The organism is Telluria sp. AC161 (assembly GCF_979258535.1).
In genome coordinates this window covers 2,719,032-2,731,636 of sequence record NZ_OZ409861.1, presented here as the reverse complement: position 1 = coordinate 2,731,636, position 12,605 = coordinate 2,719,032, and the positions used below count along the sequence as shown (strand labels likewise).

Annotated in this window: 6 protein-coding genes; 5 read left to right on the top strand and 1 reads right to left on the bottom strand. The window is 66.5% G+C overall.

Annotated elements, in window-relative coordinates:
* Positions 1 to 132: 132 nt before the first annotated feature.
* Genes ACZ0AJ_RS12195 through ACZ0AJ_RS12180 form a run of 4 tightly spaced genes read left to right on the top strand, consistent with a single transcriptional unit; the run spans position 133 to position 8,975 of the window.
* Positions 133 to 3,228: an efflux RND transporter permease subunit gene (locus tag ACZ0AJ_RS12195; protein WP_499454750.1), complete on the top strand. Its 3,096-nt coding sequence runs from the start codon at positions 133 to 135 to the stop codon at positions 3,226 to 3,228.
* Positions 3,225 to 6,506 (top strand): efflux RND transporter permease subunit, encoded by a 3,282-nt coding sequence (locus ACZ0AJ_RS12190; RefSeq protein ID WP_499454749.1) that lies wholly within the window; start codon positions 3,225 to 3,227, stop codon positions 6,504 to 6,506. Before ACZ0AJ_RS12195 ends, ACZ0AJ_RS12190 begins: the two co-directional genes overlap by 4 nt.
* A 5-nt stretch (positions 6,507 to 6,511) precedes the next feature.
* Positions 6,512 to 7,966 (top strand): efflux transporter outer membrane subunit, encoded by a 1,455-nt coding sequence (locus tag ACZ0AJ_RS12185; RefSeq protein ID WP_499454951.1) that lies wholly within the window; start codon positions 6,512 to 6,514, stop codon positions 7,964 to 7,966.
* Positions 7,967 to 8,012: 46 nt separating this feature from the next.
* Positions 8,013 to 8,975 carry an HDOD domain-containing protein gene (locus ACZ0AJ_RS12180; RefSeq protein ID WP_499454746.1) on the top strand — a complete coding sequence of 321 codons (963 nt, stop codon included), beginning with the start codon at positions 8,013 to 8,015 and terminating at the stop codon, positions 8,973 to 8,975.
* A gap of 2 nt (positions 8,976 to 8,977) precedes the next feature.
* Here the strand turns inward: ACZ0AJ_RS12180 and ACZ0AJ_RS12175 are convergent, their stop codons facing one another.
* Entirely contained in the window at positions 8,978 to 10,285 is a 1,308-nt protein-coding gene (locus ACZ0AJ_RS12175; RefSeq protein WP_499454745.1) for a GGDEF domain-containing protein, read from the bottom strand.
* A gap of 175 nt (positions 10,286 to 10,460) precedes the next feature.
* Between ACZ0AJ_RS12175 and ACZ0AJ_RS12170 the strand changes: the two genes are divergently transcribed.
* The gene (locus ACZ0AJ_RS12170) at positions 10,461 to 12,599 is read left to right on the top strand and encodes a S46 family peptidase (RefSeq protein WP_499454744.1); all 2,139 of its coding nucleotides are present in this window, start codon (positions 10,461 to 10,463) and stop codon (positions 12,597 to 12,599) included.
* Positions 12,600 to 12,605 lie beyond the last annotated feature (6 nt).

The following is a 12,605-nucleotide window of genomic DNA, read 5'->3' as shown; positions in this document are numbered from 1 at the left end:
CAGCGTCGCCAGAAGCGCATGCCGCGTCGACGGCGCCACGAACTTGGGTTCCCGCCTTCGCGGGAACGACGTTGGTATGCCAGCAGCCGGCCTGCGCTTGGCCCGCGCCCACGACAGTAGCGGGAGCAACGCGTGAGTCCCTCGACCCCCTTTATCCAGCGGCCGGTCGCCACGGCCCTCCTGATGCTGGCGATCGTGCTGTCCGGCCTGGTGGGCTACCGCTTCCTGCCGCTGGCCGCGCTGCCGCAGGTCGACTTCCCGACCATCCAGGTGCAGACGCTGTATCCGGGCGCCAGTCCCGAAGTCATGGCGCGCACCGTCACCGCGCCGCTTGAACGCCAGTTCGGCCAGATGTCCGGCCTGACCCGCATGAGTTCCACGAGCGCCGCCGGCGTGTCGATGGTCACGCTGCAGTTTGCGCTGGGCGAGACGCTCGACGTGGCCGAGCAGGAAGTCCAGGCCGCGATCAATGCCGGCGGCTCGCTGCTGCCGACCGACCTGCCGGCGCCGCCGGTGTACGCCAAGGTCAACCCGGCCGACGCGCCGGTGCTCACGCTCGCGATCACGTCCGACACACTGCCGCTGACCGAAGTCCAGAACCTCGTCAACACGCGCCTGGCCCTGAAGATCAGCCAGGTGTCCGGCGTGGGCCAGGTGTCGCTGTCGGGCGGCCAGCGGCCGGCCGTGCGCATCCAGGCCGATACCGACGCTCTCGCATCGTATGGCCTGGGCCTCGACACGCTGCGCACCGCGATCACCGCCGCCAATGCCAACAGCGCCAAGGGCAGCTTCGACGGCCCGACGCGCTCGTACGCCATCAATGCCAACGACCAGCTGGTCACGGTGCCCGACTACCAGAACCTGATCGTCGCCTACCGCAACGGCGCGCCGGTCAAGCTGCTCGAGGTGGCGAAGGTCGTCGACAGCGCCGAGAACGTGCGCCTGGGCGCCTGGGCCAATATGAAGCCGGCCATCATCCTGAACGTGCAGCGCCAGCCGGGCGCGAACGTGATCGCCACGGTTGACGCGATCAAAGCGCGTCTGCCCGAACTGCAGGCGGGCCTGCCGAGCGCGCTGCGCATGGACGTGCTGAGCGACCGCACCACGGGCATTCGCGCCTCGGTCAAGCACGTGCAGATCGAGCTGGTGCTGGCCGTGATCATGGTGGTGCTGGTGATCTTCGCGTTCCTGCACGACCTGCGCGCGACCGTGATTGCCAGCCTGGCCGTGCCGATCTCGCTGATCGGTAGCTTCGGCGTGATGTACCTGCTCGGCTACAGCCTGAACAACCTGTCGCTGATGGCGCTGACGATCGCCACCGGCTTTGTCGTCGACGATGCGATCGTCATGATCGAGAACATCGCACGCTACATCGAAAAAGGCGAGGCCCCGATGGCCGCCGCGATCAAGGGCGCCACGCAGATCGGCTTCACGATCATTTCGCTGACCGTCTCGCTGATTGCCGTGCTGATTCCGCTGCTGTTCATGGGCGACGTGGTCGGCCGCCTGTTCCGCGAATTTGCCGTCACGCTGGCCATCACGATCCTGATCTCGGGCGTGGTGTCGCTCACGCTCGTGCCGATGATGGCCGGGCGCTGGCTGCGCAGTCACGAAAATGAAAAGCCGAGCCGCTTTGCCGTCAAGTTCCAGGCCTTCTTCGACCGCGTGATCGCGCGCTACGACGTGATGCTGGGCTGGGTGCTCAAGCGCCAGGGCCTGACCCTGCTGGTGGCCCTGGCCACCGTGGTGCTGACCGCCGTCATGTGGACGATCATCCCGAAAGGCTTGTTCCCGACCCAGGACACCGGCCAGCTCCAGGCGCGCGTGCAGGCACGCCAGTCGATTTCGTACACGGACATGGCCAAGCTGCAGCAGGAAGCGGCGCGCCGCATCATGCAGGACGAGGCGGTCGAGTCGGTCGCGTCGTACGTGGGCGTCGACGCCGCCAACAACACGATGCTCCATACCGGCACCATGCTGATCAACCTGAAGGCCGATCGTGGCGACCAGTCTGAAACGATGGTGCGCCTGCGCGAACGCGTGGCGGGCGTGGCGGGCCTGCAGCTGTTCCTGCAGCCGACCCAGGACTTGACGATCGATGCCGAAAGCGGCCCGACCCAGTACCGCTTCTCGGTCGAAGGCGCCGATACGGAACTGGTCAACGCATGGGCGCGCAAGCTCACGACCAAGATCGGCACCTTGCCCGAGCTGCGCACGGCGGTGACCGATGCCGGCGCGACCGGCGCCGCCGCCTTCATCGACATCGACCGCGACACGGCGTCGCGCCTGTCGATCACGGCGGCGTCCATTGACGATGCGCTCTACAGCGCCTTCGGCCAGCGCATCGTCTCGACGATCTTCACCGAGACCAACCAGTACCGCGTGATTCTGGAGGCGCAGCGGGACGAGGCGATGTCGATTGCCGCGCTGGGCCGGCTGCAACTGCGTACCGGCTCGGGCCAGTCGACGCCCCTGTCGGCGGTGGCCACGATCACTGAACGCCAGGCGCCGCTGCAGGTGATCCACGTGGCGCAGTACCCGGCTGCCACGGTCGGTTTCGATACCGCAGCCGGCGCGTCGCTGGGCGATGCGGTGGCTGCAATTCGCGCTGCTGCCGTGGACATCGGCATGCCGGCCTCGGTCAGCATGACGTTCCTGGGCGCATCCGGCGCCTACGAGTCGTCGCTGTCGAACCAGCTGTGGCTGATCATGGCGGCCGTCGTCTGCGTCTACATCGTGCTGGGCGTGCTGTATGAAAGCTATATCCACCCGCTGACCATCCTGTCGACGCTGCCGTCGGCCGGCGTGGGCGCGCTGCTGGCGCTGTGGGTCAGCGGCCAGGGCCTGGGCGTGATCGGCATCATCGGCATGATCCTGTTGATCGGCATCGTCAAGAAGAACGCGATCATGATGATCGACTTCGCGATCGAGGCCGAGCGTGAAGAAGGCAAATCGCCACTGGACGCGATCCGCCAGGCGGCCTTGCTGCGCTTCCGCCCGATCCTGATGACGACGCTGGCGGCGCTGTTCGCGGCGGTGCCACTGATGCTGGGCACGGGCGAGGGCGCCGAACTGCGCCGCCCACTGGGCCTGGCGATGTTCGGTGGCCTGGTCCTGAGCCAGCTCCTGACGTTGTTCACCACGCCGGTGATCTACCTGGCGTTCGACCGCACCGCGCGCCGCCTGACCGGGAAAGCGCCGCACAAGACTGAGGGAGCGGGCGCATGAACCTGTCGCGCCCCTTCGTCGAACGGCCGATCGCCACGGTCCTGCTGACCATCGGCATCGCGCTGGCCGGCATTGCCGCCTTCTTCGTGCTGCCGGTGGCGCCGCTGCCCCAGGTCGACTATCCGACCATCTCGGTATCGGCTTCCCTGCCGGGCGCGAGTCCCGACACGATGGCATCGAGCGTGGCCACACCGCTCGAGCGGCGTCTCGGTGCGATTGCCGGCGTCAACGAAATGACGTCCAGCAGCGGCACCGGCTCGACCCGGATCAACCTGCAGTTCGAACTGAATCGCCAGATCGATTCCGCCGCGCGCGAAGTGCAGGCGGCGATCAGCGCCTCGCGCGCCGACCTGCCGGCCACCCTGCGCAGCAATCCGACCTACCGCAAAGCCAACCCGTCGGATGCACCGGTGCTGATCCTGGCACTGACGTCCAAGACCAAGGCGCCGGCCGAGATTTTTGAATCCGTCTCGAATCTCGTGCAGCAGCGCCTGGCGCAGGTCAAGGGCGTGGGCGAAGTCGAAATCGGCGGTGGCTCGCTGCCGGCCGTGCGCGTCGAGCTGGTACCGTATTCGCTGAACCGCTATGGCGTGTCGGCCGAGGACGTGCGCGCCGCGATCCAGGCCACCAACCCGAACCGCCCCAAGGGCGAGATCGACAGCCATGGCAACCGCCTGCAGATCTATTCGCAGCCGGCCGGGGGCGATGGCCGCAGCGCCGCCGATTACAAGGACCTCGTGGTCGCGTGGCGCAATGGCGCCGCCGTGCGCCTGTCCGACGTGGCGAGCGTGTTCGATGGCCCCGAGAACATCTACACGCTGGGCCTGTTCAATGGCCAGCCGGCCGTCATCGTGCTCGTCACGCGCCAGCCCGACGCCAACGTCATCGAAACCGTCGACGGCATCCGCGACCTGCTGCCGTCGCTGCAGGCGCAGCTGCCGGGCGACATCCAGCTGGCGATCGCATCGGACCGCACGAATTCGATCCGCGCCTCGCTGCACGAGATCGAATTTACGCTGGTGCTGTCGATCGTGCTGGTGGTGGCCGTTGTCAGCGTATTCCTGCGCAGCCTGCGCGCGACCGTGATTCCCGCGGTGGCGACGGTCGTCTCGTTACTGGGCACTTTCGGCGTCATGTATGCACTGGGCTTTTCGCTCAACAACCTGTCGCTGATGGCGCTGACGGTGGCCGCCGGCTTTGTCGTCGACGATGCCATCGTGGTGCTGGAAAATACGGCGCGCCATATCGAGAACGGCATGGACCGCATGGCTGCCGCATTGCTTGGCGCGCGCGAAGTGGGCTTCACCGTGCTGTCGATTTCGCTGTCGCTGGTGGCCGTGTTCATCCCGCTGCTGTTCATGGGCGGGCAGGTGGGGCGCCTGTTCCGCGAATTTGCCGTCACGCTGTCGGCCGCGGTGATGATCTCGCTCTTGATCTCGCTGACGACGACGCCGATGATGTGCGCCTGGCTGCTGCGCGCCGAAGACAAGGACAAGAAGCCGGGGCGTCTCGCACGCTGGTCGGAAGGCGGCTTTGCGCGCGTGCTGCGCGTCTACGAGCATGCGCTCGACTGGGCGCTGGCCAGCAAGCTGCTGGTCATGATCATCCTGCTGTTTACGGTCGGCCTGAACATCTATTTGTTCAGCAATGCGCCGAAGGGCTTCTTCCCGCAGCAGGATTCCGGCCAGATGAATGGCGGCATCCGCGCCGACCAGAGCATCTCGTCGCAGGCCATGCAGAAGAAGATTTACCAGCTGGTCGAGATCATCCGCAAGGATCCGGCCGTTGAAACGGTGGTCGCGTTCACGGGCGGCGGGCGGGCCGGTGGCGGCTTCATGTTCGTCAACCTGAAACCGGTGCGCGAGCGCGATGTCGCGGCGCAGGCCGTGATCGCGCGCCTGCGGCCGCAGCTGGCCAAGGTCACCGGCATCTCGATCTTCCTGAATCCGGTGCAGGACTTGCGCATGGGCGGGCGTTCGAGCAACTCGACCTACCAGTACACGCTCAAGAGCGACAACGCGGAAGACCTCAAGCAGTGGGCCGCCAAACTGGCCGAGGCCATGAAAGGGCAGCCCGCGCTGGTCGACGTCGACACCGACCAGGCCGAGAACGGCGTGGAAACCTATGTCACGATCGACAAGGAAAGCGCGGCGCGCATGGGCATCACCACGCGCGACGTGACCAACGCGCTGTACAACGCGTTCGGCCAGCGCCAGGTGGCGAACATCTACGATGAGCTGAACCAGTACCACGTGGTGATGGGCGTGGCGCAGAAGTATGCGCAGTCGCCCGAAGCGCTGAAGGACGTGTACGTGCCGGCGCGGGCCGCCGGCGGAAGCGAAAACGTGGTGTCGTCCAGTACCGGCACGGCCGCCGCTGCCGGCGCTGCCGGCGCGGCGACCTCGGCGACCGCGAGCCTGACGGCGGCGCGCGATCCGTCCGGTGGCCAGGCGCTGGCCGACAACGCCGCGACGATGGTGCCGCTGTCGGCGATTGCCAGCTTCGCCGAGAGCGCGACCGCAACCTCGGTCAGTCACCAGGATGGCGAACTGGCCACCACGGTGTCGTACAACCTGAACGAGGGCTTCACGCTGACCGACGGCGAAGCCGCCGTGCGCCAGGCCGAAGCCGACATCGGCATGCCGATCAATGTGCGCGGCAGCTTCCAGGGCACCGCCGCCGCGGCGCAGGCGTCGAGCCAGGAGCAGCCGCTGCTGATCCTGGCCGCGATCGTGGTCATCTACATCGTGCTTGGCATCCTGTACGAAAGCCTGATCCACCCGATCACCGTCCTGTCGACACTGCCGTCGGCCGGCGTGGGCGCGGTGCTGGCGCTGTTGATGTTCAAGATGGAGTTCTCGATCATCGCGCTGATCGGCGTGTTCCTGTTGATCGGCATCGTGAAGAAGAATGCGATCCTGATCATCGACTTCGCGCTGGAGGCCGAGCGTGCGCGCGGCCTCACCGCAATGGAAGCGGTGCGCGAGGCCTGCATGCTGCGTTTCCGCCCGATCCTGATGACGACGCTGGCCGCCGCGCTGGGCGCGTTGCCCCTGGCGATCGGCTTCGGCGAAGGCTCCGAATTGCGCCGGCCGCTGGGTATTGCCATCATCGGCGGCCTGGTCGCCAGCCAGCTCCTGACGCTCCTCACCACGCCGGTCGTGTATGTCTTGCTCGACAAGCTGCGCACCCGCAAACCCGATGAACACGCGTTGAGCCGCCACCCGCACAACGTCGATCCGACGCCGGGTACCGGTCCATCGCTCGCCAAACCATGATGCCCATGCAAATTTCTACCTCCCTGCGTCTGACCCTCCTTGCCATGGCTCTTGGCCTTGGCGGCTGCGCCGTCGGGCCGGCCTATGAACGGCCTGCCGCGCTGCCGGCCGGCCCGGTACCGGCATCGTACAAGGGCGTCAACGCGCCCTTGCCGGGCTGGGCGCCTGCCGCGCCCGCCGACGCGCTCGAGCGCGGTCCCTGGTGGCAGCTGTTCAACGACCCGGAACTCGATCGCCTGAGCCGCCAGGTGGAAACGGCCAACCAGAACATCGCTGTCGCCGTGGCCAACTATGCCCAGGCGCGCTCGATCGTCGCGCAGCAGCGCGCATCGCTGTTCCCGGTGGTGTCGCTTGGCGCCGGGGGCGACCGCGCCGGTGGTGGTAGCGGCGACAATAACCGCGGCGCCGCCAGCGCCTACCGCCTGCAGATCGGCGCGAGCTGGGAGCCGGACGTGTTCGGCCGCCTGCGCACGGCGGTCGATGCAGCCGAAGCCAGCGCCCAGGCCAGCGCCGCCGACCTGGCCAGTGTGCGGCTCGCGGCGCTTGGCGAACTGGCCATCAACTACTTCTCGCTGCGCCAGACCGACGCCCAGATCGGCATGCTCACGGCCACCATCGAGGGCTACGAACGGGTGCTGCAGATCACGTCGAACCGCTTCGCGGCCGGCGTCTCGGCGCGCTCGGACGTGCTGCAGGCGCAGACGCAACTGGCCACGGCGCGCAGCGACGCGCTTGGCCTGCAGCGCTCGCGCGCCGAACTCGAACATGCGATTGCGGTGCTGGTTGGCCAGAGTCCGTCGAGCTTCGCGCTGGCAAGCACGCCATGGCAGGTCGTGGTGCCGACCGTGCCGGTCGGCGTGCCGTCCACATTGCTGCAGCGCCGACCCGACATCGCCGCCGCCGAACGCGATGTGGCTGTGGCGAATGCCGACATCGGCATCGCCCGCTCGGCCTACTTCCCGACCTTTGGGCTGTCGGCTTCGTACGGCAACAACACGAGTCGCGTGGGCGACCTGTTCTCGCTGTCGAACGCGGCCTGGTCATTCGGCCTGTCGGCGGCGCAGACGCTGTTCAATGCCGGCGCCACGCGCGCCAGTGTCGAAGGCGCCGAGGCGCGCCAGCAGGCCACCGTGGCCAACTACCGCCAGGTCGTCCTGACGGCATTCGCCGATGTGGAGAACGGCCTGGCCGCCACCCGCGTGCTCGAGCAGCAGCAGCAGTTGCGGGTCGAGGCGGCCGAAGCGGCGGGCCTGGTCGAACAGCAGATCCTGAACCGCTACCAGGCAGGGCAGGTGAGCTATACCGAGGTGGTGCAGGCCCAGGTCACGGCGCTCAATGCGCGCCGCCAGCTGGTACAGGTGCAGGCCGACCGCCAGACGGCTGCGGTGGCGCTGATCCAGGCGCTGGGTGGTGGCTGGACCGACGCAGAGATGAACAACGCGCCGGCGATTGTCAATTAAGCCGCGCCAGGGCTTACAATGACGCATCCGAGGCCCGAGCGACTTTATGAAAAAATGGATTGACCGTATGCTGGGCGCCGACAAGGCGCCGGCCCCCGATGCCAGCGAAGCGCCGGCCGGCGAAGCGGCGCACGACCTCGCGGTGCAGGTCGATGCCGCGTATTACCGCTGGCTGACCGCTTCGGCCGGCTACGAAGCCACGCCCGAGGTCGAAGAGCACCTGCTGGACCTGGTGCGCACGCTGGCGCTCGATCCGGGCGCGGCCAGTGGCCTGGTGCCGCGCATCCCCGAACTGATCCCCGAACTGCTGCGCGACCTGGCCGACGACACCGTGTCGCAGGGCGCGCTCGCACGTTCGGTCGAGCGCGACACGGTGCTGGTGGCCGAGGTGATCCGCGAAGCCAACAGCGCGTATTACCGCCCGCTGCAGCCCATCAAGTCGCTCGATGCGGCGCTGTTGATGCTCGGCCAGAACGGTCTGCGCATGCTGCTGGCGCGGATCGCGTTCCGGCCACTGCTACGCATGGCCGACACCGGCTTTGCACGCCATGCCGCGCCGCTGGTGTGGCACCAGGCCGAGAAGTGCGCCCTGGCATCAAGCCTGATGGCGCCGGGCATGGCTGCCGGCGTCTTTGAGGCTTACCTCGCCGGCCTGATGCAGAACCTGGGCTTGCTGGTGGCCTTCCGCCTGGCCGAGCGCGCGGCCGAAGCGGGCAAGATTCCCGGTTCGAGCGAATTCGGCGCACGGCTGTTTGCGGTCAGCCGGGGGCTGTCGGCGGCGATCGCGGCGCACTGGGAGTTCCCGCCGGACGTCGTGCAGGCCATCGCCACGTCGGGCACCCCGGCCGCATCGGCGCTGGCCCGGGCGCTGGAGCGGGGCGACCAGATCGCCAAGCTGCGCCTGTTGATCGATGCGCACGTCGTCGCCGAGGACGACAGCCTCGTCACCGCTGGCCTGGACAGCTTCGAACGGCGCTGCCTGGGCAAGCTGGCCGACGGGCGCGCTTAAGCTCAGGGCGCCGGGCAAATCCGGTTGCGCCCATCCTGCTTGGCCGTGTAGAGCATCGCATCGGCCTGCACGAACAGTTCGTTTTCGCTGCGCTGCGCGGGAAACGCGGCCAGCCCGCCGCTGAACGAAAAGCGCCGCTGGTCGCCCGGCGCCACCTGGAACGCGATGGCGCCGAAGGCCATGCGCAGCGCATCGAGGCGGGGCCAGGCCTGCGCCAGCGTGCAATCCCAGAACACGACCACGAATTCTTCGCCGCCAAAGCGGCTGAGCAGATCGCGCTCGCCCATCTGCGGCGCCAGGCACAGGCATAGCCGCTTGATGACGATGTCGCCGAAATGGTGGCCCCAGGTGTCGTTGATGGTCTTGAACTTGTCGATGTCGATGACGCCAAACGCCAATGGCTTGTCTTCCAGCGTGGCCTGGCGGATCAGGTCCTGTGTTTTACGCCGCAGCCCGACCTTGTTGAGCAGGCCCGTGGCGCGGTCCTTGCCGATCAAATCCTTGTTGACGCGGATCTTGGCCGCGCGGTTGGCCAGTTGCGCTTCGAGCATGCCCGAGCCGGTGTCGGGCAACACCGCATCGAAGCCGTCGCCCAGTGCGCGCCGGGCCAGGGCGTCGTCCGGGCGGCGTTGCAGCAGCACGATTTCGCGCACCGGGTCGGCTTCGATATTCTTTTGCAGTACGCGCGCCAGGGCGTCCACCCGCAGGTAGTCACTGTCGGGGATCAAGACCAGATCGGGCTGCAATTCCTTGACGCGCAGGTGCAATGTCGATGGGTCGGCGTGGTAACTGACATCGATGCGCTGGTCGCGCAGCGCCGCGTCATCCAGGCTGCCGGGCAGGCCAAGCGTGACCAGTGTGACGGCGTCGCCCCGCTTGCTTTGCACGAACAGGTTGAACAGCTTGTCGACCAGCACATCGTTGGCGATCGGCTTTTCGGCATACGCCAGGCAATGGCTGTCGACCAGCCGTTGCTGCAGCAGGAAGCGGCTGCCCTGACGGCTCGATTGCAGGTACACATAGCTGTGACCGGGCGGCAGGCGGGCCAGCAATTCACCCAGCATCAGCGTCTTGCGCGCATCCTGCAGGTCGGCCTGCATATTGTGCAGGGTGTCGAGGTCGATCACGAACAGGCTGTTGCCGCGATCGGCGTCGACGGCCGCGACAAATTGCGCCAGTTCGCTGAAGAAGCGGATGTCGAAATCGTATTTGTGCGCGTGCAGCAGCAACTCTGCCCGGTTGTCCTTGATGAAGAAACTCTGGCAGAGATACAGAACAGTATGTCGGTACAGTGATGCCTCGCTTGTCATGTTTGCATGCCTTCCCTGGATGCCCGTCTTGCAAAACGACAATATTACATCCTGCCAGACCAATATGACGCAGTGTTGACGCGACCGGTGCGGCGGTCGCATCGCCATAAATCGACACGGTTGGGATACAACGGCGATATACTCCCGCATTGCTTTTTTCATCCAGGGTGTTGTCTTGTTCAAATCGATTTTCCTGCCTGTCGCCCTCCTGGGCGCCGCGACCGCCGCCTTCGCCGACGAAGGCCAGTGGCAACCGCACCAGCTGCCGCAGCTCTCGTCCGAACTGAAGCGCATCGGCATCACGATGCCGGCTTCGAAGCTGGCCGACCTGAGCAAGCATCCGATGAGCGCCATGGTGTCGCTCGGTGGCTGCTCGGCCTCGTTCGTTTCGCCCGATGGCCTGGTGGTCACGAACCACCACTGCGCCTACGGCGCGATCCAGCGCAATTCGACCCCGGAACAGAACTACATCGTCAATGGCTTTCTGGCCAAGACCCGCGCCGAAGAACTGCCGGGTGGCCCTAACACGCTGATCTACGTGACCGAAAAGGTCGAGAACGTCACCAAGCGCGTGCTGGATGGCTTGAGCCCCACGCTGTCGGGCAGCGAGCGCCATGCGCTGGTGGCCGCGCGCGTGAAGGCCTTGATCGCCGAATGCGAGACCGACAAATCGACGCGCTGCTCGGTGCCGGCGTTTCACCGCGGCCTGGAGTATTACCGCATCAAGCAGCTGATGATCCGGGACGTGCGCCTGGTGCACGCGCCGTCCGACCGCATCGGCAACTTCGGCGGTGATATCGACAACTACGAGTGGCCACGCCAGACGGGCGATTACTCGTTCCTGCGCGCCTATGTCGGCAAGGACGGACGGCCGGCCGACCCGTCGCCGGACAACGTGCCGTACCGCTCGAAGGACTTCCTGGTGGTGTCGGCCGAAGGCCTGAAGAACGGCGATCCGATCCTGCTGGCCGGCTATCCGGGCCGCACCAGCCGCTACAAGCTGCCAAGCGAGATCCGCTTCGCGCGCGACGTCGATTTTCCGGCCAAGGCAGCCACGATCACGGCCGACCTGGCCATCATCGCCGCTGCAACCAAGGACAATCCCGCCTGGGACGTGCGCTATGCGAGCGTGGCCAAGAGCCTGAACAACGTGCTGAAAAAGACGCAGGGCCTGATGGACGGCTTCGCGCGCAAGGACATCGCCGCCATCAAGGATGTGCAGGACGCCGAGTTCCGCACCTGGCAGCAAGCCCACGCCGGCGCCAACAAGAACCTGCTGACCGAACTGGACGCCGTGATCGCCCGCGACATGGCCCTGCAACGCCAGGAAGCCGCGTGGAATGAGGCGACCCACAGCGACCTGCTCAAGAGCGCGCGCACGCTGTACCGCCTGGCCCTTGAGCGCCAGAAGCCGGATGCAGAGCGCGAAGGCGGCTACCAGGAGCGCGACCTGTCGTTCATCAAGGCGCGCCTGACGCGGCTCGAGCAATCGTTCGTGCCGAGCGTGGACGAAGCGCGCTATAAGGCCGCGCTGGCCCGCTACGCGCGTATCGATGGCGCCGTGCGCCCGCAGGGCCTCGATGCGTTGCTGCCGACCGAAGCGGCGCTGCCGGCAATGTACCGCAGCAGCGAGCTGGCCGACACCGCCAAGCGCCTGGCGTGGATTGGCAAGGACCCGCAGGCATTCCGCGCCTCGAACGACCCGTTCATTGCGCTGGCCGTGCGCCTGCACGACGCCGGCATGGCGCTGGAAAACGGGCGCAACGAGATCGACGGCAACCTCGAACGCGTGATCCCGCAATACATGGCGGCCGTGATCGCATTCAAGACGTCGCAGGGCAAGCCGGTCTACCCGGACGCCAACTCGACGCTGCGCGTGACCTACGGCACGGTGTCGCCGTACGCACCGCGCGATGGCCTGCTGAAAGGGCCGTTCACGACTGTCGAAGGCATTCTTGAGAAGGAAACCGATAAGGATCCGTTCATCGTCCCGGCCGCGCTCAAGCAAGCCATCCAGGGCAAGCGCTACGGCGTGTTCAAGGACAAGGCACTGGGCACCGTGCCGGTCAACTTCCTGTCGAGCGCCGACACGACGGGCGGCAATTCGGGTTCGGCCGTCATGAACGGGCGGGGCGAGCTGGTGGGCCTGAACTTCGACTCGACCTATGAATCGATCACCAAGGACTGGTACTTCGACACCGCCATCACGCGCGCGATCCACGTGGATATCCGCTACATGCTGTGGGTGATGAAGGAGGTCGACCATGCCGACAACCTGCTCAAGGAAATGACGATCAAGTATCCGAAGAAGTAATCCGGG

Excerpts from the sequence above, each read along its gene's own strand:
- ACZ0AJ_RS12190 (WP_499454749.1), top strand. The coding sequence starts at position 3,225 with ATGAACCTGTCGCGCCCCTTCGTCGAACGGCCGATCGCCACGGTCCTG.
- ACZ0AJ_RS12185 (WP_499454951.1), top strand. The coding sequence starts at position 6,512 with ATGCAAATTTCTACCTCCCTGCGTCTGACCCTCCTTGCCATGGCTCTT.
- ACZ0AJ_RS12180 (WP_499454746.1), top strand. The coding sequence starts at position 8,013 with ATGAAAAAATGGATTGACCGTATGCTGGGCGCCGACAAGGCGCCGGCC.
- ACZ0AJ_RS12175 (WP_499454745.1), bottom strand. The coding sequence starts at position 10,285 with ATGACAAGCGAGGCATCACTGTACCGACATACTGTTCTGTATCTCTGC.